The sequence below is a fragment of the Methylobacterium sp. CB376 genome (assembly GCF_029714205.1).
Taxonomy (GTDB): Bacteria; Pseudomonadota; Alphaproteobacteria; order Rhizobiales; family Beijerinckiaceae; genus Methylobacterium.
The window spans coordinates 5,645,023-5,668,998 of the sequence record NZ_CP121648.1 but is presented as its reverse complement, the minus strand read 5'-3'; the positions used below and the strand labels follow the sequence as shown (position 1 = coordinate 5,668,998).

14 protein-coding genes are annotated in these 23,976 nt (G+C 74.2%); 10 read left to right on the top strand and 4 right to left on the bottom strand.

Annotation, left to right across the window (positions count from 1 at the left end; all coding sequences use genetic code 11):
- The first annotated feature begins 53 nt into the window (after positions 1-53).
- Together QA634_RS26010 and QA634_RS26005 are read left to right on the top strand one after the other, a co-directional pair.
- Positions 54-5,480, top strand: a complete 5,427-nt coding sequence (locus QA634_RS26010) for a HAMP domain-containing protein (RefSeq protein ID WP_236728901.1) — start codon at positions 54-56, stop codon at positions 5,478-5,480.
- Between the two features lie 38 nt (positions 5,481-5,518).
- On the top strand, positions 5,519-7,585 hold the full coding sequence (locus QA634_RS26005; RefSeq protein WP_012334881.1) for a response regulator: 2,067 nt from the start codon (positions 5,519-5,521) through the stop codon (positions 7,583-7,585).
- A gap of 135 nt (positions 7,586-7,720) precedes the next feature.
- Here QA634_RS26005 and bioD read toward each other — a convergent pair whose 3' ends face one another.
- Positions 7,721-8,398 (bottom strand): dethiobiotin synthase, encoded by a 678-nt coding sequence (gene bioD, locus QA634_RS26000; RefSeq protein ID WP_012334880.1) that lies wholly within the window; start codon positions 8,396-8,398, stop codon positions 7,721-7,723.
- Positions 8,395-9,534 (bottom strand): aminotransferase class I/II-fold pyridoxal phosphate-dependent enzyme, encoded by a 1,140-nt coding sequence (locus tag QA634_RS25995; RefSeq protein WP_012334879.1) that lies wholly within the window; start codon positions 9,532-9,534, stop codon positions 8,395-8,397. The genes bioD and QA634_RS25995 overlap by 4 nt, the downstream gene beginning before the upstream one ends.
- Before the next feature lie 193 nt (positions 9,535-9,727).
- Here QA634_RS25995 and QA634_RS25990 point away from each other — a divergent pair, with 193 nt between their 5' ends.
- Positions 9,728-10,672, top strand: a complete 945-nt coding sequence (locus tag QA634_RS25990) for a bifunctional helix-turn-helix transcriptional regulator/GNAT family N-acetyltransferase (protein WP_012334878.1) — start codon at positions 9,728-9,730, stop codon at positions 10,670-10,672.
- 30 nt (positions 10,673-10,702) lie between these two features.
- On the top strand, positions 10,703-11,950 hold the full coding sequence (locus QA634_RS25985; protein WP_012334877.1) for an adenosylmethionine--8-amino-7-oxononanoate transaminase: 1,248 nt from the start codon (positions 10,703-10,705) through the stop codon (positions 11,948-11,950).
- A 59-nt stretch (positions 11,951-12,009) separates the two neighbouring features.
- Here QA634_RS25985 and purN read toward each other — a convergent pair whose 3' ends face one another.
- Both purN and purM read right to left on the bottom strand, forming a co-directional pair.
- Entirely contained in the window at positions 12,010-12,666 is a 657-nt protein-coding gene (gene purN, locus QA634_RS25980) for a phosphoribosylglycinamide formyltransferase (protein WP_012334876.1), read from the bottom strand.
- Positions 12,663-13,730: a phosphoribosylformylglycinamidine cyclo-ligase gene (gene purM, locus QA634_RS25975; RefSeq protein ID WP_012334875.1), complete on the bottom strand. Its 1,068-nt coding sequence runs from the start codon at positions 13,728-13,730 to the stop codon at positions 12,663-12,665. Before purM ends, purN begins: the two co-directional genes overlap by 4 nt.
- Positions 13,731-13,915: 185 nt before the next feature.
- Between purM and QA634_RS25970 the strand changes: the two genes are divergently transcribed.
- The 6 genes from QA634_RS25970 to QA634_RS25945 all read left to right on the top strand — a co-directional run bounded on the left by QA634_RS25970 (position 13,916) and on the right by QA634_RS25945 (position 23,958).
- On the top strand, positions 13,916-14,458 hold the full coding sequence (locus tag QA634_RS25970) for a CDP-alcohol phosphatidyltransferase family protein (protein WP_012334874.1): 543 nt from the start codon (positions 13,916-13,918) through the stop codon (positions 14,456-14,458).
- Positions 14,459-14,544: 86 nt separating this feature from the next.
- Positions 14,545-15,693, top strand: a complete 1,149-nt coding sequence (locus QA634_RS25965; protein WP_012334873.1) for an AI-2E family transporter — start codon at positions 14,545-14,547, stop codon at positions 15,691-15,693.
- Positions 15,693-16,394 (top strand): chromosomal replication initiator protein DnaA, encoded by a 702-nt coding sequence (locus QA634_RS25960; protein ID WP_012334872.1) that lies wholly within the window; start codon positions 15,693-15,695, stop codon positions 16,392-16,394. Before QA634_RS25965 ends, QA634_RS25960 begins: the two co-directional genes overlap by 1 nt.
- A 90-nt stretch (positions 16,395-16,484) precedes the next feature.
- Entirely contained in the window at positions 16,485-18,734 is a 2,250-nt protein-coding gene (locus QA634_RS25955; protein ID WP_012334871.1) for an RNA degradosome polyphosphate kinase, read from the top strand.
- 90 nt (positions 18,735-18,824) lie between these two features.
- Positions 18,825-20,366: an exopolyphosphatase gene (ppx, locus tag QA634_RS25950; protein WP_012334870.1), complete on the top strand. Its 1,542-nt coding sequence runs from the start codon at positions 18,825-18,827 to the stop codon at positions 20,364-20,366.
- A gap of 118 nt (positions 20,367-20,484) precedes the next feature.
- Positions 20,485-23,958 (top strand): hypothetical protein, encoded by a 3,474-nt coding sequence (locus QA634_RS25945; RefSeq protein ID WP_012334869.1) that lies wholly within the window; start codon positions 20,485-20,487, stop codon positions 23,956-23,958.
- The last annotated feature ends 18 nt before the right edge of the window (positions 23,959-23,976 follow it).

The following is a 23,976-nucleotide window of genomic DNA, read 5'->3' as shown; positions in this document are numbered from 1 at the left end:
GGGCCTCCGCCGCGGAGCTCGACCTCGACCAGCTGCTCGCCGCCCTCCAGGCGATGCGGGCGGGGGATTTCAGCGTGCGTCTGCCCGGCAACCTGACGGGCCGCTCCGGCAAGGTTGCCGACACCTTCAACGAGATCGTGGCCGCCAACGAGCGCATGGCCGGGCAGCTGGAGCGGGTCGGGCAGGTGGTCGGCCGCGAGGGCCGCACCCGCACCCGCGTGCGCTTCGACCTCACCCAGGGCGCCTGGGGCGAGATGGAATCCTCCGTCAACACCCTGATCGACGACCTGCTCTGGCCGACCACCGCGGTGACGCGGGCGATCACCGCGGTGGCCCGCGGCGACCTCCTGCAGACCGTGCCCCTCGACGTCGACGGGCGCGCGCTCCAGGGCGAGTTCCTGCGCTCGGCCACCATCGTCAACGCGATGATCAAGCAGCTCAGCGTGTTCACCTCGGAGGTGACCCGCGTCGCCCGCGAGGTCGGCACCGACGGCAAGCTCGGCGGTCAGGCCCAGGTGCGCGAGGTGACCGGGGTCTGGAAGGACCTCACCGAGAGCGTCAACTCGATGGCCTCGAACCTCACCGCCCAGGTGCGCAACATCGCCGAGGTGACGATCGCGGTCGCCAACGGCGACCTCTCGAAGAAGATCACCGTCGACGTCCGCGGCGAGATCCTGCAGCTCAAGGAGGCCATCAACACGATGGTCGACCAGCTGCGCTCCTTCGCCTCGGAGGTGACCCGGGTCGCCCGCGAGGTCGGCACCGAGGGGCAGCTCGGCGGCCAGGCCATCGTGCCGGGCGTTGCCGGAACCTGGAAGGACCTCACCGACTCGGTCAACGCCATGTGCGGCAACCTGACCGCCCAGGTGCGCAACATCGCCCAGGTGACGACCGCGGTGGCCCGCGGCGACCTCTCGCGCAAGATCACGGTCGACGTCTCGGGCGAGATCCTCGAACTCAAGAACACCATCAACACGATGGTGGACCAGCTGAACGCCTTCGCCGGGGAGGTGACGCGCGTCGCCCGCGAGGTCGGCACCGAGGGCCGCCTCGGCGGCCAGGCCCAGGTGCCGGGCGCCGCCGGCACCTGGAAGGACCTCACCGACAACGTCAACTCGATGGCCTCGAACCTGACCGCGCAGGTGCGCAACATCGCCGAGGTCTCGACCGCCATCGCCAGCGGCGACCTCTCGAAGAAGATCACCGTCAACGTCTCGGGCGAGATCCTGGAGCTGAAGGAGACCATCAACACGATGGTCGACCAGCTCAACGCCTTCGCCAGCGAGGTGACGCGCGTCGCCCGCGAGGTCGGCACCGAGGGCAAGCTCGGCGGCCAGGCGACCGTGCGGGGCGTCGCCGGGACCTGGAAGGACCTCACCGACAACGTCAACTCGATGGCCTCGAACCTCACCGCCCAGGTGCGCAACATCGCCGAGGTCGCGACCGCGGTGGCGCAGGGCGACCTGTCGAAGAAGATCACCGTCAACGTCTCGGGCGAGATCCTGCAGCTGAAGGAGACCATCAACACGATGGTCGATCAGCTGCGCTCCTTCGCCGGGGAGGTGACGCGCGTCGCCCGCGAGGTCGGCACCGAGGGCCGCCTCGGCGGCCAGGCGCAGGTGCCGGGCGTCGCGGGAACCTGGAAGGACCTCACCGACAACGTCAACTCGATGGCCGGCAACCTCACCGCCCAGGTGCGCAACATCGCCGAGGTCTCGACCGCCATCGCCAACGGGGACCTGTCGCGCAAGATCACGGTCGACGTGCGCGGCGAGATCCTGGAGCTGAAGGAGACCCTCAACACGATGGTCGACCAGCTCAACCGCTTCGCCAGCGAGGTGACCCGGGTCGCCCGCGAGGTCGGCACCGAGGGCAAGCTCGGCGGCCAGGCCCAGGTGCCGGGCGTGGCGGGAACCTGGAAGGACCTCACCGACAACGTCAACTCGATGGCCGGCAACCTCACCGCGCAGGTGCGCAACATCGCGGAGGTCACCACGGCGGTGGCCCGCGGCGACCTCTCGCGCAAGATCGCGGTCGACGTGAAGGGCGAGATGCTGGAACTCAAGAACACCATCAACACGATGGTGGACCAGCTGAACGCCTTCGCCGGGGAGGTGACGCGCGTCGCCCGCGAGGTCGGCACCGAGGGCAAGCTCGGCGGCCAGGCGCAGGTTCCCGGCGTGGCGGGAACCTGGAAGGACCTCACCGACACCGTGAACGTGATGGCGGCCAACCTCACCGAGCAGGTGCGCGGCATCGTCAAGGTCGTCACCGCGGTGGCGGACGGCGACCTGACCCAGAACCTCACCGTCGCCTCGAAGGGCGAGGTCGCGGCCCTCGCCGAGACGATCAACAACATGACCCGGACGCTGGCGACCTTCGCCGACCAGGTCACCACGGTGGCGCGCGAGGTCGGCGTCGAGGGCCGCCTCGGCGGTCAGGCCAACGTGCCGGGCGCCGCCGGCACCTGGAAGGACCTCACCGGCAACGTGAACCTGCTCGCCGCCAACCTGACCACCCAGGTGCGCGCCATCGCGGAGGTCGCCACCGCCGTCACCAAGGGCGACCTCACCCGCTCGATCCAGGTCGAGGCCCGCGGCGAGGTCGCCGAGCTCAAGGACAACATCAACACGATGATCGGCAATCTCCGTCTCACGACGGAGCGCAACACCGAGCAGGACTGGCTCAAGACCAATCTCGCCCGCTTCACCAACATGCTGCAGGGACAGCGCGACCTGACCACGGTGGGGCGCACGCTCCTGTCCGAACTCGCCGTGCTGGTCGAGGCGCAGCAGGGCGTGATCTACCGGGTCGAGACCGGGGAGGCCGGCGCCGGCTCCCTGCGCCTGCTCTCGGCCTACGCGGACGACGCCATCGTGGGCCACAAGGAGCGCCTCGCGCTCGGCGAGGGGCTGATCGGGCAATGCGCCCGGGACGCGCGGCGCCTGCTCGTCACCGAGGTGCCCGCGACCGCGACCCCGGTCGTCTCCGGCCTGTTCCGGGCGGTGCCGCGCACCGCCATCGTGCTCCCGGTCCTGTTCGAGGGGCAGGTGAAGGCGGTGATCGAACTCGCCTCGCTCACCGCGTTCACGGACCTGCAGATCTCCTTCCTGGAGCAGCTCACCAGCGGCATCGGCATCGTGCTCAACTCGATCGAGGCGACGATGCAGACCGAGGGGCTGCTCACGCAATCCCAGCAGCTCGCCAGCGAATTGCAGATCCGCCAGCGGGAATTGCAGCAGACCAACGAGCAGCTGGAGCAGAAGGCCCAGCAGCTCGCCGACCGCAACGACGAGGTCGAGGCGAAGAACCAGGAAATCGAGCAGGCCCGCCGCGCGCTGGAGGAGAAGGCGGCGGAGCTCGCGCTCACCTCCAAGTACAAGTCCGAGTTCCTGGCCAACATGAGCCACGAGCTGCGCACGCCGCTCAACTCTATCCTGATCCTCGGCCAGCAGCTGAGCGAGAACCCGGACGGCAACCTGTCGGAACGGCAGGTGGAGTTCGCCCGCACGATCCACGGCGCCGGCACCGACCTGCTGAACCTGATCAGCGACATCCTCGATCTGTCGAAGATCGAGTCCGGCACGGTCTCGGTGGAGGCCGAGGAGATCTCGTTCGCCAACCTGCTGGCCACCACGGCCCGCCCGTTCCGGCACGAGGCGGAGAACCGGCGCCTGTCCTTCGACGTCGAGATGGCGCCGGAGCTCGGCACCCTCGTCACCGATTCGAAGCGCCTGCAGCAGGTGCTCAAGAACCTCCTGTCGAACGCCTTCAAGTTCACCGAGCAGGGCGGCGTGCGCCTGCGCGTGGCGCCCGCCGCCGGCGGCTGGAGCGCCGACCACCCGGTGCTCAAGAACGCGCCGGCCGTCGTCGCCTTCGAGGTCTCGGATACGGGCATCGGCATCCCGCCCGAGAAGCAGAAGATCATCTTCGAGGCCTTCCAGCAGGCCGATGCCGGAACGAGCCGCAAGTACGGCGGCACCGGCCTCGGCCTCGCCATCAGCCGCGAACTCGCCAACCTGCTCGGCGGCGAGATCCAGCTGCGCAGCGCCTCCGGGGTGGGGAGCACCTTCACCCTCTACCTGCCCCTCGCCTACGGGGGCGCGGCGAGCACGATCCCGGCGGCCTCCCCGTCCCCGGCGCCCGTCCCGGCGGCGCCCGCCGGAACGGGCCTGTCCGCCGGAACGGGCTTGTCAGCCGGGACGGGTTTGGCCGCCGGAGCGGGTTTGGCCGCCAGGGCGGGCGAGTGGACGCTGGCGGTGGTCGAGGGCGGACAGGGCGACGACCGCGAGAGCCTGCAGCCGGGCGACGCGGTGCTGCTCATCGTCGAGGACGACCCCCACTACGCCCGCGTCCTGGCCCAGCTCGCCCGCGACGGCGGCTTCAAGGTGCTGATCGCGAGCCGGGGCGCCGACGCGCTGGCGCTGGCGCGGCGCCACCGCCCGACCGCGATCTCCCTCGACGTCTTCCTGCCCGACATGCTGGGCTGGACGGTGCTGAGCCACCTCAAGCAGGATCCGGCGACGCGCCACATCCCGGTGCAGATCGTCACCCTCGACGAGGATCGCCGCCACGGCCTCGCGCGCGGCGCCTACGCGTTCCTGTCGAAGCCGACGACCTCGGAGGATCTCGGCGCGGCGCTGCGGCGCATCAAGCGCTTCGCCGAGCCGCGGCAGCGGCGGCTCCTGATCGTCGAGGACAACCCGGCCGAGCGCATGAGCGTGGCGACGCTGCTCGGCCACGAGGACATCGCCATCGTCACCGCCGAGACCGGCGAGGAGGCGCTGGCGGCCCTCAGGGCCGGCGCCTTCGACTGCGTCGTCCTCGACCTGAAGCTCCCCGACATGTCGGGCTTCGAGGTGCTGGAGCGCCTGCGCGAGGACCACGCGCTGGCCGACCTGCCGGTCGTGGTCTTCACCGGCCGCGCCCTCTCGCCGGAGGAGGATGCGCGGCTGCACGCGCTCGCCCGCTCCGTGGTGGTCAAGGGGGTGGAATCGCCCGAGCGCCTCCTCGACGAGACCGCCCTGTTCCTGCACCGGGTGGTGGCGGACCTGCCCCCCGAGAAGCAGCGGATGCTGGAGCGCCTGCACCGCTCCGACGAGGACCTGGTCGGGCGCACCGTGCTCCTCGTCGACGACGACGCGCGCAACATCTTCGCCCTGTCGAGCGTGCTGGAGCGGCGCGGCATGCGGGTCCTGACCGCGACGACGGGGCGCGAGGCGATCTCGATCATCGAGGCGCGCGCCGACATCGCCATCGTGCTCATGGACATCATGATGCCGGAGATGGACGGCTACGAGACCATGCAGGTCATCCGCGCCAACCCGGCCTTCCGGCGCCTGCCGATCGTGGCGCTGACCGCCAAGGCGATGAAGGGCGACCGGGAGAAGTGCCTGGAGGCCGGCGCCTCCGACTACCTCGCCAAGCCCGTCAACACCGAACAGCTCCTCTCGGCGCTCCGCCTATGGCTCCACCGGTGACCTCCCTGCCCGGCGCTCCCCAGGGCGTCGCCCCCCCGATGGCCGCCCCGTCCCCGCGGCCGGAGGAGGAGCGCGTCAACATCCTGCTGGTCGACGACCAGCCGGCCAAGCTGCTCAGCTACGAGGTCATCCTGAGCGAGCTGGGGGACCGGCTGATCAAGGCCAGCTCGGCCCGGGAGGCGCTGGAGCACCTGCTGCGCACCGAGATCGCCGTGGTGCTGATCGACGTCTGCATGCCCGAACTCGACGGGATCGAGCTCGCCACGATGATCCGCGAGCACCCGCGCTACCAGCACGTGGCGATCATCTTCGTCTCGGCGATCCAGATCAGCGACCTCGACCACCTGCGCGGCTACGAGGCGGGGGCGGTCGATTACGTGCCGGTGCCGGTGGTGCCGGCGGTGCTGCGCGCGAAGGTCCGGATCTTCGCCGAACTCTACCGCAAGACCCGGCAGCTGGAGCGGCTGAACGCCGAGCTGGAGCAGCACGTGGCCGAGCGCACGGCCGCCCTGGAGGCCTCGACGGCGCGCCTGCGCGAGAGCGAGCAGCGGCGCAGCCTCGCGCTGGCCGCCGGCCGCATGGGCGCCTGGGACTGGGACCCGGCGACCCGCAGCTACAGCTGGGACGCGGGCCAGTACCGGCTGTTCGGGGTCGATCCGGCGGCCTTCGTGCCGACGCCGGAGGCGGTCGAGGCGCTGATCCACCCGGAGGACCGGGAGCGCCTGCGGGCGCTCGGCCGCCACGCGGCGCGCACGGGCGAGCCCTTCGACGCGGAATTCCGGATCCTGCGGCCGGACGGGGAGACGCGCTGGTGCGCGGCCTCCGCGGCGACGACCCTCGACGCCGCCGGGCGGCGGCTCAGCGGCGTCACCTACGACATCACGGCGCGCAAGCGCGCCGAGGAGGCGCTGATCGACCTCAACCGCGAGCTGGAGGGGCGGATCGAGGAGCGCACGCGCGAGCGGGAGGCGGCCCTCGCCCAGCTCTTCGAGGCGCAGAAGCTCGACACGATCGGCCAGCTCACCGGTGGCGTGGCGCACGATTTCAACAACCTGCTGATGGCGGTGCTGGGCTCGCTCGAACTCCTGGAGAAGCGCCTCGACCCGCAGGACGACCTCGCCCGGCGCCTCCTCGGCAACGCCGTGCAGGGGGCGCAGCGCGGCGCCGCCCTGACGCAGCGGCTCCTCGCCTTCGCCCGGCGCCAGGAGCTGCGCCCCGAGACCGTGGCGGTGGCCGACCTCGTCGAGGGGATGCGGGGCCTGCTGGAGCGGGCGCTCGGGCCGAGCGTCGCCCTGGAGACCCGCCTGCCGGCCGACCTGCCGCCGGTGCGCATCGACGCCAACCAGTTCGAACTCGCGCTCCTCAACCTCGCGGTGAATGCCCGCGACGCCATGCCGACCGGCGGCACGATCACGCTCGAGGGCGGCAGCGTCGCGGCGGCGCCGGGCCTGCCCCCCGGCGCCTACGTGCGGGTCGCCCTCGCCGATACCGGCACGGGCATGGATGCGGCCACCCTGGCCAAGGCGACCGAGCCCTTCTTCACCACCAAGGGGCCGGGCAAGGGCACCGGGCTCGGCCTGTCGATGGTGCAGGGGCTGATGGCGCAGTCGGGCGGGACGCTGCGGGTGTCGAGCGCGCCGGGGCAGGGGACCACGGTCGCCCTCTGGCTGCCCGCCGCCGCCCCGGTCGAGGCGCGGGAGAACCCGGCGCGGGCGGCGCTGCCGGGTCTGGCCGAGATCCCGCCCTCGACGGTTCTGGTGGTGGACGACGATCCGCTGGTGCGGCTCGGCACCGCGGCGATGCTGGAGGATCTCGGCCACGTCGCCCTGGAGGCGGCCTCGGCCGCCGAGGCGCTGGCCCTGATCGAGGGGAGGGCCGGCATCGACGCCGTGGTGACGGACCACGCCATGCCGGGCATGACGGGCCTCGACCTCGCCCGCGCCCTGCGCGCGGCGCATCCCGGCCTGCCGGTGATCCTGGCCACCGGCTACGCGGAACTGCCGAGCGAGGACGAGCTGGCGCTGCCCCGCCTCGCCAAGCCCTTCAGCCAGGATGAGCTGGCGCTGCAGCTCGCGGCGGTGCTGGCGGTGGTGACGGCGGCCTGATCCGGGATCCGGTTGATCGAAGTGGATCCCGGATCATCCGCTGACGGGAAGTGATCGTCCGGACAGCGGATGATCCGTGCCGCCGATCGCGGCCACGCCCCGCTGCGAGGCCGCACCGGTCAGCGGACCTCCGGATCAGCCCGGCACCACCGAGAGCCCCTCGGCCGGGAAGCCGCCGCCGCGCCGCACGCAGAGCACCCGCGCGCCCGCGTGCCGGCCGATCGCCTCCGCGACGGTCTCGGGCGGGGTCGGGGCCCCTGGCGTCTCGCTCACCACCACGGCCCGCAGCGCGACCGCGTGGTGGCGCAGGGTCTCGACCGCGGTGAGCGCGTGGCTGATCGCCCCGAGATAGCTGCCGGACACGAGGAGCGTCGGGAGCCCGAGGGCCTTCAGCCAGGCGAGGCCCGTCGCCTCCGCGGTGAGCGGGCTCATCAGCCCGCCGACGCCCTCGACGAGCACGGCCGTCCCCGGCGCGGCCGCCGCGATCACGGTCCGGCACCACGCCGCGAGGTCGTCGAGGGCGAGGCGGCGGCCCTCGCGGGCGGCCGCGAGGTCCGGCGCCAGGGGCGCGGCGAAGCGCCAGGGCGTCGTGGCCGCCACGGTCTCGGGCGTCACCGGCAGGTCCTGGGCCGCCAGGAGCCGGGCCGTGTCGCTCTCCGCGAAATCCGGATCGGCGAGGCGCGGCACGCCGCTCGCGACGGGCTTGAGGGCGAGGACGCGCCGGCCGTCCTGCCGCAGCGCCCGGGTCAGCGCCGCGGTGACGTAGGTCTTGCCGATCTCGGTGCCGGCGCCCGCGACGAACAGGGCGCTCACGCCGCGGCCCCGAGATCGAGGAGGGCCTGGGCCAGGGCGTCGACCTCCGCCTCCTCGTGCGCCGCCGAGAAGGCGACGCGCAGGCGGGCGGTGCCGGGCGGCACGGTCGGGGGCCGGATCGCCACCACCAGGAAGCCCCGCGCCTCCAGCGCCCGCGACAGGGCGAGCGCGGCCTCGGCCTCGCCGACGAGGACGGGTACCACGGCGCTCTGCGCCTCCGGCAGGCCGAGCCGGGCGGTGAAGCGGCGGGCGAGCGCGAGCGGCCGGGCGGCGCGGGCCGGCTCGGCCTCGATCAGCCGGAGGGCGGCCAGGGCCGCGGCCGCGGAGGCCGGGGGCAGGCCGGTCGTGTAGACGAAGCTGCGCGCCCGCGAGGTCAGGAGGTCGATCACCGGCCGCGAGGCGCAGAGATAGCCGCCGTAGCTGCCGAGCGCCTTCGACAGGGTGCCCATCTCCAGCGGCGCGGTCGCGTCCGGCCCGACGACGCCGAGCCCGTGCGCGTCGTCGACCAGGGTCCAGGCGTCGAAGGCCCGGGCGAGGCCGAGGATCTCCGCGACCGGGGCGCGGTCGCCGTCCATCGAGAAGACCCGCTCGGTGAGGATGAGCGCGCGGCGGGCGCGCGCGCGCTCGCGCGCCAGCAGGTCCTCGAGGTGGCCGAGGTCGTTGTGGCGGAAGGGCAGGGCGCGGGCGCCCGCGAGGCGCGTCCCCGCCCACATGCAGGAATGGCCGAGTTCGTCGATCAGGATCAGGTCGCCCGCCCCGACGAGGGCCGGGGTGACGCCCAGATTAGCGAGGTAGCCGCTGCCGAAGACCAGCGCCGCCTCGTGGCCCTTCCGGGCGGCGAGGGCCGCTTCGAGTTCGGCGAGGATCGGGTGGCTCCCGGTGACGAGGCGCGAGCCGCCGCTGCCCGCCCCGTAGCGGTCGAGGGCGGCGTGCGCCGCGGCCACCACCTCGGGATGGGTCGCGAGGCCCAGATAGTCGTTACAGGAGAAGGAGACGACCGCCCGGCCGTCCCGCTCGGCCCGGGCGCCGCCGGTGCGGGCGGTCGGCACGAGGCGGCGGCGCAGGCCCGCCGCGTCGAGCCCGGCGAGCTTGGCGGCCGCGAAGGCGTCGAGGCTGAGGGTGGGAGGAACCGGCATGGCGGGGCTGTGGGCCCGCGGCCGGCAGGGTGTCAAGCCGGACGAATCTGCGACCGACCGCGCGCCCGCCGGGACGGGGCCGGACGGCCGCCTCGGCCGGTGCGGCCGCCGCGCCGGTACGCCGCGGTGCCCGCCTCGAATTAATTGACTCAGTCAAGTGATTGCGCCAAGCTCCGCGCGTTCAGGAGGAGCCATGGCAGAGCCCCCATCCGACGCGGTCGCCGCGGTGCGCGCGTTCAACCGCTTCTACACGCGCCAGATCGGCCTCCTCGACGAGGGCCTGCACCGCAGCCCCTACTCGCTCACCGAGGCGCGGGTGCTCTACGAACTGGCGCATCGCGACCGGCCCAATGCGGCGGAGCTCGGCCAGGATCTCAGCCTCGACGCGGGCTATCTCAGCCGCCTGCTCAAGCGCTTCGTCGCCCGGGGCCTCGTCGCCAGGACGCCCTCGGCGCGCGACGCGCGGCGCCACGAACTGACGCTGACGGCGGCCGGGCGGGCGGCCTTCGCCCCCCTCGACGCGGCCTCGCGGGGCGAGGTCGAGGCGATGCTGGCGCGGCTCGCGCCGCCGGACCGGGCGGAGCTGGTGCGGGCGATGGAGCGGGTCCAGGGCCTCCTCACCCCGGCCCCGGCCCCCGCTCCGGTGGCGATCCGCCCCTTCCGGGCGGGCGATACCGGCTGGATCATCCACCGCCAGGGCCGCCTCTACGCCGAGGAATACGGCTTCGACGACAGCTTCGAGGGCCTCGTCGCGGGCATCCTCGCGGGTTTCGTGGCGGGGCACGATCCCGCCCGCGAGGGCGGCTGGGTGGCGGAGAGCGGCGGCTCGCCGGTCGGCAGCGTCTTCCTGGTCCGGCAATCGGAGGCGGTGGCGAAGCTGCGGCTCCTCTACGTCGAGGCGGCGGCGCGGGGCTCGGGCACCGGCCGGCGGCTCGTCGAGACCTGCCTCGCCTTCGCGCGCGGCGCGGGCTACCGGCAGGTGACGCTGTGGACGAACGACGTGCTCGCCCCGGCCCGGCGCCTCTACGAGCGGGCGGGGTTCCGCCTCGCCGAGCGGGCGCCGCACCGCTCCTTCGGGCGGGACCTCGTCGGCGAGACCTGGAGCCTCGATCTCGCGGGCCGCGATCGCGCCGCTTGACACCGGCGCGCCCGCGCGCCGACTGGCCGCATGAGCGAGCCACGCGACCACGCCCTCTGGCGCCCCTACACGCAGATGAAGACGGCCGCCCCGCCCCTGCGGGCCGCCCGCACGCAGGGCAGCCGCATCCTGCTCGAGGACGGCCGCTCCCTGGTCGACGGCATCGCCTCCTGGTGGACGGCCTGCCACGGCTACAACCACCCGGAGATTGCCCGGGCGGTGGCCGCGCAGCTCGACGCGATGCCGCACGTGATGTTCGGCGGCCTGACCCACGCCCCGGCCGAGACCCTGGCGCGGCGCCTCGCCGGCCTCCTGCCGGGGGATCTCGACCACGTCTTCTTCTCGGATTCGGGCTCGGTGGCGGTCGAAGTCGCCCTGAAGGCGGCGGCCCAGGTCTGGCTCAACCGCGGCGTCGCGGGCCGCTCCCGCTTCGCCGCCTTCCGAGGCGGCTATCACGGCGACACGATGGGGGCGATGTCGGTCTGCGACCCCGAGGAGGGGATGCATCGCCGCTTCGGCCGCTACCTGCCCGAGCAGGTCTTCTTCGACCTCCCCGACACGCGCGCGCGGGAGGCCGCCCTCGATGCCGGGCTGGCGCGCCACCGCGACGGGCTCGCCGGGGTGATCGTGGAGCCGCTGGTGCAGGGGGCCGGCGGCATGCGCATGCATCCGCCCGAGGTGCTGGCGCGGATCGCGCGGCTCGCTCGCCGCCACGGCCTGATCCTGATCCTGGACGAGGTCTTCACCGGCTTCGGCCGCACCGGCAGCCTGTTCGCCTGCGAGCAGGCGGGGGTGGTGCCGGACCTGATCTGCCTCTCGAAGGCGCTCACGGGCGGCACGATGCCGCTCGCCGCCACGGTGGCGACCACCGAGATCTTCTCCGCCTTCTGGTCCGACGATCCCGCCGCCGCGCTGATGCACGGGCCGACCTTCATGGCGAACCCGCTCGCCTGCGCGGCGGCGAATGCGAGCCTCGACCTCTTCGCCCGCGAGCCCCGCCTCGCCCAGGCGCGGGCCCTGGCGGCGCGGCTGGAGGAGGGGCTCGCCCCGCTGCGGGGCCGGCCCGGCATCGTGGACGTGCGGGTGCTGGGGGCGATCGGGGCGGTGCAGCTCGCGCCGCCCCTCGACCTCGCGGGCCTCAAGGCCGCCTTCCTGGAGCGGGGCGTCTGGGTGCGGCCCTTCGGCGACATCGTCTACCTCACCCCGTGCCTCACCATCGGCGAGGAGGATCTCGGCCTCCTCCTCGCCGCGATGCGGGAGGTGCTGGGCGCCCGCTGAGGGGCCGGCCGCGGCGGGGGCGCGACCGGGTCGGCCGCCCGGTCCCGCGCCGCGACCCTTCAGGATGCCAGCGACAGCAGCGCCCCTTCGGGCGGGGCGCTCCCCTGCGCGAACGCCACCCGGTCGCCGTCGAGCCGCGCCCGGCCCGCGGCGACGAGCGCGACCGCCGCCGGGTAGAGCCGGTGCTCCTGCACCAGGACCCGGGCCGCGAGGCTGTCGGCGTCGTCGTCCGGGCGCACCGGCACGGCGGCCTGCGCGATGATCGGGCCCGCATCGAGTTCGGGCACCACGAAATGCACCGTGCAGCCGTGGAGCCGCACCCCGGCCGCCAGCGCCTGCGCGTGGGTGTGTGTGCCGCGGAAGAGCGGCAGCAGGGAGGGATGGATGTTGACCATCCGGCCCGCCCAGGCCTCGACGAAGCCGGGGGTCAGCACGCGCATGAAGCCCGCCAGCACCACGAGCTCGATCCCGTGGGCGCGCAGCCCCGCGTCGAGGGCGGCGTCGAAGCCCGCCCGGTCCGGATGGGCCCGGTGGTCGAGGGCGAGCGTCGCGAGGCCGGCCGCCGCCGCGTGGGCGAGGCCGGGCGCGTCGGGCCGGTTCGAGGCCGCGAGCACGAACTGCGCCGGATAGGCCGGATCCTCCGCCGCCCGCAGCAGCGAGACCATGTTGGAGCCGCGCCCCGAGATCAGGATCGCGGTGCGGGGGCGCGCCGTCACAGGCCGAGCCTGCCCGCGAAGCTGACGGGGGCCTCGCCCCGGGGCGTGACCGTCCCGAGCCGGACCGGCGCCTCGCCGGCCGCGCGGAGCGCCGCCTCGACGGCCTCGATCCGCTCCGGCGCCACCACCACCACCATGCCGATGCCGCAATTGAAGGTGCGCAGCATCTCCGGCACCGCGACGCCGCCGGTGCGGGCGAGCCAGCCGAAGACCGGCGGCACCGCCACCGCGTCGAGGTCGAGGGCGATGCCGACCGCCTCCGGCAGCACCCGGGGAAGGTTGTCGGGGAAGCCCCCGCCCGTGATGTGGGCGAGCGCCTTGATCGCCCCGCGGCCGGTCGCCCGCAGCGCCGCGAGGAGCGGGCGCACGTAGATCCGGGTCGGGGTCAGCAGCGCCTCGCCGAGGCTCCGGCCCGGCGCGAAGGGCGCGGGCGCGTCCCAGGGCAGGCCCGAGGCCGAGACGATCCGGCGCACCAGCGAGAAGCCGTTCGAGTGCACGCCCGAGGAGGGGAGCCCGAGCACGAGGTCGCCGGGGGCGACGCCGTCGGTCGGCAGCAGCGCCCCGCGCTCGGCCGCGCCGACCGCGAAGCCCGCGAGGTCGTAGTCGGACCCGTCGTAGAGGCCGGGCATCTCGGCGGTCTCGCCGCCGATCAGCGCGCAGCCCGCCTGCCGGCAGCCCTCGGCGATGCCCGTCACGATCGCCGCGCCCACCCCCGGCACCAGCTTGCCCGTGGCGTAGTAGTCGAGGAAGAACAGGGGCTCGGCCCCCTGCACCACGATGTCGTTGACGCACATCGCCACGAGGTCGATCCCGATGGTGTCGTGGCGCCCGGTCTCGATCGCGATCTTGACCTTGGTGCCGACGCCGTCGTTCGCCGCGACCAGGATCGGGTCGGAGAAGCCCGCGGCCTTGAGGTCGAACAGGCCGCCGAAGCCGCCGATCTCCGCATCCGCGCCGGGGCGGCGGGTCGAGCGCACCAGCGGCTTGATCGCCTCGACCATGGCGTTGCCCGCGTCGATGTCGACGCCCGCTGCGGCATAGGTCAGCCCGTTCTCGCCCGCCATCACCCGTGAACCCTTCGGCTTTGCGCTGCCGCCCCGTGTAGCCGCTTCCGGCGCGGGCGGCGAGTCGCCGGGTGCGGGTCGCCGGGTGCGAGTCGCCGGGTGCGAGTCGCCGGGTGCGAGTCGCCGGGTGGAGGCGGCGCGCGGCTTCTGACACCATGGCGGGACGGAGAGATCGACCGCCCCGCATGACGATCCCCAACCTGATCACCCTCGGCCGCCTCGTCCTGGTCCCCTTCGTGATCGCGATGATCGGGCAGGGGGCCTGGGCGCTCGCCTTCGCGGGCTTCGCGCTGGCGGGCCTCTCGGACGCGGTCGACGGCTACGTCGCCCGCCGCTTCAACATGAAGAGCGAACTCGGCGCCTACCTGGACGCGCTGGCCGACAAGGCGCTGCTGGTCTCGATCTTCGTCGCCCTCGCGGTGGTCGGCGCGGTGCCCGCGTGGCTCGCCATCGTGATCGTCTCGCGCGACGTCATGGTGCTGGGGGCGATCCTGCTCGCGTGGCTCCTCGACCGGCGCATGGCGATCCGCCCGCTCCTGATCGGCAAGCTCAACACCGCGCTGCAGATCGTCTTCGCCGGGGGGCTCCTGGGCCTGCGCGCCTTCGGGGCGCCGCCCCACCCGGCCGAGACCCTGGCGGCGATCCTCGTCGCCGCCCTGGCGGCGGCCTCCGTGCTGGTCTACGGCCTCCTCTGGATGCGGCACATGAGCCGGGAGGAGGCGCCGTGACCCGCCCGCAGCAGCGGCTTGACCCTGGGGAGGCCGCATCCCTATCTGCGCCGGGCGGCGGGGACGCGCCGCCACGGGAACCGGGAATGCTCCAGCGCCGCGCCACGATCGGGCTCGCCGTGCTCGCGGTCGTGGTCTTCCTGCTCTACGAGCTGCGGGACGTGCTGGTGCCCTTCGTGGCCGGCGCGGCCCTCGCCTACGTGCTCGACCCGGTCGCCGACCGGCTGGAGCGGCTCGGGATCGGGCGGCTTTCCGCCACCTTCTTGATCCTGGCGGTGTTCGTGCTCGGGCTGCTGCTGGCGCTGATCATCGCGGTGCCCCTCGCCGCCCGCCAGATCGGCGCGCTCGCCGCCGCCCTGCCCGGGGTGGTCTCGCGGATCCAGGCGATCATCGCCGAGAATGCCGGGCCGCTCCTCGAGCGGGCGGGCGGGGCGGGCACGCTCCAGGACCTGCAGGCCTCGGTCGGGCGCCTCGTCGGGCAGGCCGGCAGCTTCCTCGTCAACCTCGCCGGCTCCCTCTGGTCGGGGAGCCAGGCCGTCGTCGGGATCCTGTCGCTCCTCGTCGTCACGCCCGTCGTCGCCTTCTACCTCCTGATCGACTGGGACCGCATGACCGCCACCCTCGACGGCTGGGTGCCGCCCCGCCACCGGGACACCGTGCGCCTCATCGCCCGCGACATCGACCGGGCGATCACCAGCTTCATCCGCGGCCAGAGCCTGGTCTGCCTCCTGCTCGGCACCTTCTACGCGCTCGGCCTGTTCCTGATCGGGCTCAATTTCGGCGTGCTGATCGGGCTGCTCGCCGGCTTCCTCACCTTCATCCCCTACGTGGGCTCGCTCACCGGCTTCCTGCTCTCGACCGGGGTCGCGGTGGTGCAGTTCTGGCCGGACTGGCCCTGGATCCTGGCCACGCTCGGGGTGTTCCTGGTCGGCCAGTTCATGGAGGGCAACGTGCTGCAGCCCAAGCTCGTCGGCGACGCGGTGCGCCTGCACCCGGTCTGGCTGATGTTCGCGCTCCTCGCCTTCGGCTCGCTGTTCGGCTTCCTCGGCCTGCTGCTCGCCGTGCCGATCGCCGCGGCGCTCGGCGTCGTCGCGCGGTTCGCGGTGCGGCGCTACCTGGAGAGCAGCCTCTACTGGGGCGAGGCGCCGCTGCCGGCGGCGCTCCCGCTGGCGCCGGCGCCGCTGCCGGCCGCGGCGCGGCCGCCGGCGGACCACGACGCGCGGAGCCGCGCCTGATGCCGGAGGCTCCGCGCCAGCTCGCCCTCGACCTGCCCCTCGATCCCCGCTTCGGCCCCGAGGATTTCCTGGTCGGCCCGAGCAACGAGGACGCCTACGCGCGGATCGAGGCCTGGCCCGACTGGCCCGACCCGGTCCTCGTCCTCACCGGTCCCCCGGGCAGCGGCAAGAGCCACCTCGCGGCGATCTGGGCCGAGCGGGCCGGGGCCCGCATCGTGGCGGCCGGCGCCGTGACGCGGGCCGCCCTGCCGGACCTCGCCGGAGAGCCGGCCCTCGTGGTCGAGGATGCGGACAGGCCGTCCGGGCGCGACGAGCCCGCCCTGTTCCACCTCCTCAACCTCGCCCGCGAGCGCGGGCGCGGCCTCGTCGTCACCGGCAGCGGCCCGGTCGAGGGCTGGGGCTTCGCCACGCCCGACCTGCGCTCGCGCCTGCGGCTCGCCCCCACCCTCGGCCTCGCGCCGCCGGACGAGGCCCTGCTGCGGGCGGTGCTGGTCAAGCTCTTCGTCGACCGCCAGCTCGTGGTCGATACCAGCGTCGTCGACGCCCTCGCGCTGCGCATCGACCGCTCCCTCGGCCGCGCCCGCGACGTCGTCGCCGCCCTCGACCACGAGGGGTTGAGCCGCGGACGGCGCATCACCCGCCCGCTCGCGCTCGCGACCCTGGCCGCCCTCGACGCGGCCGCCGGCGAGGAGAGCCCCTGAGGTTTCATCGAGATGTCAGACCGCGCTGTCAGGCCGCGCACCGGCCCCAGGCAAGCCGCCACCCGTCCCAGCCCCGAGGAGGCTCCCGCCGTGATCGAACCCGTCGCCCACGCCAAGGTGATCGAAGCCCCGGACGCGGTCGGGCCGCGGCCCGAGACCCCGGCGCACGGGGCCCGGCCGATCGACAAGGCGGTCGCGGCGGGACGGGCCCTGCGCAGGGAGCCGGCCCGCTTCGTCAACCGCGAATTGTCGTGGCTCCAGTTCAACCGGCGGGTGCTGGAGGAGGCCTCCAATACGGGCCACCCGTTGCTGGAGCAGCTGCGCTTCCTGTCGATCTCGGCCAACAACCTCGACGAGTTCTTCATGGTCCGGGTCGCCGGCCTGCACGATCAGGTCCGCGCCGGCGTCGCCACCCCGTCGCAGGACGGGCTGACCCCCTCCGAGCAGCTCGCCCGCATCGCCGCCGAGGTGTCGGAACTCGCCCGCGACCAGCAGCGGCGCTGGCGCGAGCTGCGCGAGGAATTGCAGGCCCACGGCATCGAACTGGTCGAGGGGATGGGGCTCTCGGCCGAGGAGGCGACCTGGCTGGAGGAGTACTTCCTGCAGCACATCTTCCCGGTGCTGACGCCGCTCGCCATCGACCCGGCCCATCCCTTCCCGTTCATCCCGAATCTCGGCTCGACCCTCGCGCTGATGCTGGTGCGGCCCCGGGACGGGCGGTTGCTGCGGGCGCTGATCCGCCTGCCGGCCGTGGTCGAGCGCTTCGTGCGGCTGCCCGACCCGGCCGGCACCGGCGCTTCCCGCTTCATCGCCGTCGAGCAGGTGATCGTGCTGTTCACGAGCCGGCTGTTCCCGGGCTACCTCGTCAAGGGCCAGGGCGGCTTCCGGGTGGTGCGCGACTCGGATCTCGAGATCGAGGAGGAGGCCGAGGACCTCGTCCGCCACTTCGAGACCGCGCTCAAGCAGCGCCGCCGCGGCGTCGTCATTCGCCTCGAGGTCGAGGCGAGCATGCCGGAGGATTTGCGCGCTTTCGTGGCCGACGAGCTGGAGATCCCGGCCGACGGGGTATTCCTGGTCGAGGGCATGCTCGCCCTCAACGAGCTGTCGCAGATCGTCTCGATGGACCGGCCCGACCTGAAGTTCAAGCCCTACAACCCGCGCTTCCCCGAGCGCATCCGCGAGAGCGGCGGCGACTGCTTCGCGGCCATCCGCCAGAAGGACTTCGTGGTCCACCACCCCTACGAGTCCTTCGACGCGGTGGTGCAGTTCCTGGCCCAGGCCGCCCGCGACCCGAACGTGGTGGCGATCAAGCAGACGCTCTACCGCACCTCCTCGAACTCGCCCATCGTGGCGGCGCTGGCCGAGGCCGCCGAGGCCGGCAAGTCGGTGACCGCCCTCGTCGAGCTCAAGGCCCGCTTCGACGAGGAGGCCAATATCCGCTGGGCGCGCAACCTGGAGAAGGCCGGCGCGCAGGTGGTGTTCGGCTTCATCGAGCTGAAGACCCACGCCAAGCTGTCGATGGTGGTCCGCCGCGAGGGCGACCGGCTCGTCACCTACTGCCACGTCGGCACCGGCAACTACCACCCGATCACGGCCCGGATCTACACCGACCTGTCCTTCTTCACCGCCGACCCGGTGATCGCCCGGGACGTCTCGCGGATCTTCAACTTCATCACCGGCTACGCCGAGCCCGCCGAGCTGGAGCGCATGGCGGTCTCGCCGCTCGCTCTCAAGGCGCGCCTCCTCAAGCACATCGAGGAGGAGATCGAGCACGCCAGGGCCGGGCGCCCGGCCTCGATCTGGATCAAGTGCAACTCCCTCGTCGACGCGCCGGTGATCGACGCCCTCTACGACGCGAGCCAGGCCGGGGTGCAGATCGACTGCGTGGTGCGCGGGATCTGCTGCCTCCGGCCCGGCGTGCCGGGCCTCTCCGAGAACATCCGGGTGAAGTCGATCGTCGGGCGGTTCCTGGAGCACGGGCGCATCTACGCCTTCGGCAACGGCGTCGGGCTGCCGAATCCCAAGGCCAAGCTCTACATCTCCTCGGCCGACCTGATGAGCCGCAACCTCGACCGCCGCGTCGAGGCCCTGCTGCCGATCCTCAACCCCACCGTGCACCAGCAGGTTCTCGACCAGATCATGCTGGCCAATCTCCTCGACAACCAGCAGAGCTGGCGGGTGCTGGCCTCCGGGGCGAGCGAGCGCATCCAGCCCGCCTCGGGCGAGGAACCCTTCAACGCGCACAGCTATTTCATGACGAATCCGAGCCTCTCCGGGCGCGGCAAGGCGTCGAAGAAGTCGAGTCCGCGGGCGCTGAGCCGGCGCGGCCAGGGTGGCTGACAGGTGGGCTGCTTCCGGTCATAAGCTGCCGCAACGACACGGCGTTGCGCCCCGCCGCAGCCGCCCGGCGCCGACGCCGCGAGGAATTCCATGGACGCGCACACGACCGCACCCGTCCCGCCGAGCGCCGCCGTGGCCGAGATCGCGCCCGGAGAGCCGGTCGCGATCGTCGATATCGGCTCCAACTCGGTGCGCCTCGTGGCCTATTCGGGGCTCTCGCGGGCGCCGACGCCGCTCTACAATGAGAAGGCGATGTGCGGTCTGGGCCGCGCCGTGGCCACGACGGGGCGCCTGCACGAGGACGGCATCCGCCGCGCCCTCCAGGCGCTGGCGCGCTTCCGCGAACTCTGCCGCACGATTCGGGTCGGGCGCATCCACGTGCTCGCCACCGCGGCGGCCCGCGACGCGGAGAACGGCCCCGACTTCCTGCGCGCCGCCGAGGAGGCGATCGGCCAGCCGATCGAGCTTCTGTCGGGCCGCCGGGAGGCGGAACTCTCGGCATTGGGCGTGGTCTCGGGCTTCTACGCGCCCGACGGGGTGGTGGGGGACCTCGGCGGCGGCTCCCTCGAACTCGTCGACGTGCGGGGCGTCGCGGTCGGCCAGGGCGTGACGACGCCGCTCGGCGGGCTCGCCCTGCAGGACCTCAGCGGCGGCTCCCTCAAGAAGGCGCGCAGGCTCGCGGCCGACACCCTCAAGCGGGCCGCGCCGCAGCTCGAGACCCTGCGCGGGCGCACCTTCTACGCGGTGGGCGGCACCTGGCGGGCCCTCGCCCGCCTGCACCAGGCCACCCGCGGCTACCCGCTGCACGTCATGCACGGCTACACGATCGCCCCGGCCGACGAGCTGAGCTTCCTGGAGGTGGTGGAGCGGGTCGACGCGGCGACGCTCGCCGCCGTCGAGAGCGTCTCGGAGGCGCGCCGCCCGCTCCTCGCCTACGGGGCGGTGGTGCTGGAGGAGATCATCCGCAGCGGGCGCCCGCGGGAGATCGCCGTCTCGGCGACGGGCGTGCGCGAGGGGCTGCTCTACGAACTGCTCGATCCGGCGCAGCGCGCCCTCGACCCGCTCCTGGCGGCCGCCGAGGAGCTCAACCGCCTGCGCGCCCGCTGCCCGGGCCACGGCGCCGAGCTCCAGGCCTGGACCGACGCCTTCATGGCGAGCCTCGACCGGCCGGAGACCTCCGACGAGCGGCGCCTGCGCCACGCCGCCTGCCTGCTCGCCGATATCGGCTGGCGCACCCATCCGGATTACCGCGGCGAGCAGAGCCTCAACCTGATCGCGCACGGCTCCTTCGTGGCGATCGATCATCCGGGCCGGGCCTACCTGGCGGTGGCGGTGTTCTTCCGCCACGAGGGCGTGGCGCCCGAGAAGGCGAGCCCGACCCTGCGCCAGTTGGCGGGCGGGCGGCTGTTCGAGCTGGCGCGGCTCCTCGGCGCGGCCCTGCGGGTCGCCTTCCCGATCTCGGTGGCGATGGAGGGGGTGCTGCCGCGCACGCCGCTCCTCCTGCGCGACGGCGCCCTGGTGCTGCACCTGCCGGAGGATCTGCGGGCGCTGGCGAGCGACCGCCTGGTCAGCCGCCTGCGCGGCCTCGCGCGCCTGGTCGGCGTCGAGGCCAGGATCGCCGTGGGCGCGTGAGCGGCGACGGGCGGCGGCTCCCCGGCGCGCGTGGACGCCCGCTGCGGGTCGCCCGCGCTTAAACCCCCGTTAGCCCTGCCGTGACACGGTGGCTGGCCGCTCGGGGAATCGTGTGGGGATGGGTCGGACGGGCACAGGCCGGTGCGGGGCGCGGCTCCTCATCGCGCTCGCGACGCTGCTCCTCGGCACGGCCGGAGCGGCGGCGGCGAAGCTCGTCGCCGTGGCGGGGAGCGAGCAGCGCAATTTCGGCCGCATCGCCCTCACCTTCGACCAGACCGTCAAGGTCACCGCCAAGGTCTCGGGCAGCATCCTGGTCATCCGCTTCCGCGAGCCGGCGGGCGGCGCGCTGCGCGACCGCCTGGCCGCCGAGTTGCCCGGCTACGTCGGCCAGATGCGCCGCGACCCGGACGGCAGCGGCCTGCGCATCGCCCTGCAGCGCCCCTTCGGCGTCAACGTGCTGGAGGCGGCCGAGAAGGTCTTCGTCGACCTCCTGCCCGAGACCTGGACCGGCCTGCCGCCGGGTCTGCCCCCCGAGGTGGTGGCCGACCTCGCCAAGCGCGCGGAGGAGGCGGAGGCGCGTCTGCGCCGGGAGGCGCTCGCGGCCCGGCCGCCGCAGCCGCTGCGCCTGGAGACCGCCGAACTCCCGACCCTGCACCGGCTGACCGTGCGGCTCCCGCGAGGGGCGCCGGCGGAGCTGGAGCAGCGCGGCCGCATCCTGGAGCTCGCCCTCCCGGGCGCCTACACGGTCGCGCCGAGCGACGCGCGCATCCGCCTGAGGCCAGCCGCCGAGGGCCTGACCGCCGAGGCCGGCCCCGACCGGGCCCGCCTCGCCCTGACCCTCGCCCCGGGCTACGAGGGCGAGGGCTACCGGGACGAGGACGGCTACACGATCGACCTGCGCAAGGCCGCGGATCCGGAGGCGCCCGAGCCGGCCGCCGCCCGCGCGGAGGCGCCCGGCCCCGCCCGGCCCGCCGCCCGGACCGAGACGCCGCCGGGCGAGCTGGTGCGGGACAATCCGGGCCGGATCGACCTGACGCGCGAGGCCCCGGCGCGCGAGGCCCCGGCGCGGGAGAATCCCGTGCGGGAGAACCCGGCGCGGGAGAACCCGGCGCGCGAGGCACCCGCCGCGGCCGAGGCCGCCCCCGTCCCGGACCCGCGTCCCGCGGGGCCCGTCGAGGGACGCGTCGCCCGCAGCGGCGAGACGGCCCGGATCGCCTTCCCGTTCGCGGCGCGCCCGCCCGCGTCCCTGTTCGAGCGGGGCGGCATCGCCACCCTGGTCTTCGAGACGCCCGGCCCGGTGCGCCTCGACCCGGCGGCGCTGCCGCCCGGTTTCCCGGCCCGGCTCGCCGAGGCGCCGCGGCAGGACGGCGCCTACGCGGTGCTGCGCCTCGCCCTCGAACCCGGCATCATCGCCCAGCTCGCCGCCGAAGGGACCGGCTGGACGCTCGTCCTCGGCGACGGCAGCCTGCCGCCCGGCGACCTGCTCGGGCCCCAGCGCGGCGCGGACGGGGCCGGGAGGCCGGCCGTGACCGTGCCGCTCGCCCAGGCCGGCTCGGTGTTCTGGCTCACGCGCAACGGCGAGCGCGTGGCCGTCGTCACGGCGCGGGGGCCGCTCCTCGCCGGGGTGCCCAAGCGGGCCCGCTTCGTCGATTTCGAGCTGCTGCCGAGCCGCCAGGGCGTCGCCGTGCTGGCGCTCGCCGACGACCTCGTGGTCCGCCCCGGCCTCGCCGAGGTGGTGATCTCCCGGGCAGGCGGGCTCGCGGTCAGCCCGATCGCCCCCGACCCGGCCGAGGCCGGCCCGCCGCTCTCCCCGGACGGCCTCGCCGTGCAGGCCGACCGCTGGCGCATCGACCGCTCCGGCGACGTGCTCGCCCGCATCCGGGCGGCGCAGCAGGCCGCGGCGGCGGCGGACCGACCCCGGCGCTCGCCCGCGCGGCTCGACCTCGCCCGGGTGCTCCTGGCGAACGGCCTCGACGCGGAGGCCGGCGCGGTGCTCGCCTTCGCGGGCCGCGAGGACGCGGTGGTGGCCCTCGACCGCGGCGCCCGGATCCTCTCCGCCATCGCGGCCTTCCGGCTGGGGCGGGACGCGCGGGCGGCCGAGATCCTGGGCGATGCGAAGCTGGCGCGCGATCCGGAGATCCGCCTGTGGCGGGCCATGCTCGACGCGCGCGGCGGCCGCGTCGCCGGTCCGGCGGTGCTCGCCGCCCTGAAATCCACGATGCCGGTGGCGGAGGCCTACCCGGACGAGCTGCGGCTGCCGGTCCTGCTCGCCGCCGCCTCCCTCGCCCTCGATGCCCGCGACCTCACCTACGCCCAGCGCATGATCGCGGCCGCCGCGTCCCTCGGCGACGCGCCCCTGGCCCGGGATCAGGTCGCGCTGCTGCGCGCCCGGCTCACCGAGCAGATCGGGCAGGAGGCGATGGCGCGCGGCGAGTACCAGCGCCTGATCGACGGCGGCGCGCCGCCGGTGGCCGCCGAGGCGGCTTTGCGCTTCATCGACCTCGCCCAGGCGGGCGGGGCAGTGCCCCGGGAGGAGATCCTCGCCCGCCTGGAACGGCTGGCCCTGCTCTGGCACGGGGACCGGATCGAGGCCGAGACCCTGGCCCGGCTCAGCCGCGCCTACGCGGAGGCCGGGCGCTGGCGCGACGCCTTCGCCACCGCCCGCAAGGCCACCCGCCTGTTCCCCGAGCACCCGGCGACCCGGAGCCTGCACCAGGACACGGTCGGGCTGTTCGCCGACCTGTTCCTGACCGACAAGGGCGCCAAGCTCGGGCGGGTCGAGGCCCTCGCCCTCTACTACGACTTCAAGGAATTCACCCCGCTCGGGCGCCAGGGCGACGAGATCGTGCGCGGGCTCGCCGACCGGCTGGTCGCCCTCGACCTCCTCGACGCGGCCGCCGACCTCCTCCAGTACCAAGTCGACAAGCGCCTCACCGGCGCCGCGCGGGCGACCGTCGCCGCCCGCCTCGCCAGCATCCGCCTCATGGACGAGAAGCCGCTCCTCGCCCTGCAGGTGCTCCAGGCCACCCGCCTGCCGGAACTGCCCGCGCGGCTGCGCGAGGCCCGCATCCTGCTCGAGGCCCGCGCCCTCTCGGACCTGTCGCGCACCGACCTCGCCCTCGAACTCGTCGAGGGCCTGGAGGGCGGGGAGGTCGCGCAGCTGCGCGCCGACATCCTGTGGGGGGCGCGGCGCTGGCGCGAGGCCGGCGAGGCGCACGAGGCCCTGGCCGGCACCCGCTGGCGCGAGGCCGGGCCGCTCGGCGAGGCCGAGCGAACCAACGTCATGCGGGCCGCCATCGCCTACGCCCTCGCGGAGGAGGGGCTGAGCCTCGACCGCCTGCGGGCGAAGTTCATGCCCAAGATGGCCGAGAGCCCCGATGCCCGCACCTTCGCGCTGGTCTCGGCCCCGAACGCGATCCGCGGCGCCGCCTTCCGGGAGGCGGCCGGCCGCGTGATCAGCGCCGAGACCCTGACCTCGTTCCTGCGCGCCTACCGGGCGCGCTACCCCGAGAGCGCCGTGCCCGAGCGCGGGCGGCCGGCGGCCGAGCCCGGGCCGGAGGCGCGCCGGGCCGGCGGGGCGCCGCCCGGCTGAGCCGCACCCGCCCGGTCG

Bases quoted from the DNA above. Each gene is read 5' to 3' on its own strand.
- purM (WP_012334875.1), bottom strand. From the start codon at position 13,730: ATGGCGGGCGAGAACGGGCTGACCTATGCCGCAGCGGGCGTCGACATC.
- QA634_RS25945 (WP_012334869.1), top strand. From the start codon at position 20,485: ATGGGTCGGACGGGCACAGGCCGGTGCGGGGCGCGGCTCCTCATCGCG.
- ppx (WP_012334870.1), top strand. From the start codon at position 18,825: ATGGACGCGCACACGACCGCACCCGTCCCGCCGAGCGCCGCCGTGGCC.
- QA634_RS25960 (WP_012334872.1), top strand. From the start codon at position 15,693: ATGCCGGAGGCTCCGCGCCAGCTCGCCCTCGACCTGCCCCTCGATCCC.
- QA634_RS26005 (WP_012334881.1), top strand. From the start codon at position 5,519: ATGGCCGCCCCGTCCCCGCGGCCGGAGGAGGAGCGCGTCAACATCCTG.
- QA634_RS25985 (WP_012334877.1), top strand. From the start codon at position 10,703: ATGAGCGAGCCACGCGACCACGCCCTCTGGCGCCCCTACACGCAGATG.
- QA634_RS25970 (WP_012334874.1), top strand. From the start codon at position 13,916: ATGACGATCCCCAACCTGATCACCCTCGGCCGCCTCGTCCTGGTCCCC.
- QA634_RS25965 (WP_012334873.1), top strand. From the start codon at position 14,545: ATGCTCCAGCGCCGCGCCACGATCGGGCTCGCCGTGCTCGCGGTCGTG.
- QA634_RS26010 (WP_236728901.1), top strand. From the start codon at position 54: ATGCGGGCGGGGGATTTCAGCGTGCGTCTGCCCGGCAACCTGACGGGC.
- QA634_RS25995 (WP_012334879.1), bottom strand. From the start codon at position 9,534: ATGCCGGTTCCTCCCACCCTCAGCCTCGACGCCTTCGCGGCCGCCAAG.
- QA634_RS25990 (WP_012334878.1), top strand. From the start codon at position 9,728: ATGGCAGAGCCCCCATCCGACGCGGTCGCCGCGGTGCGCGCGTTCAAC.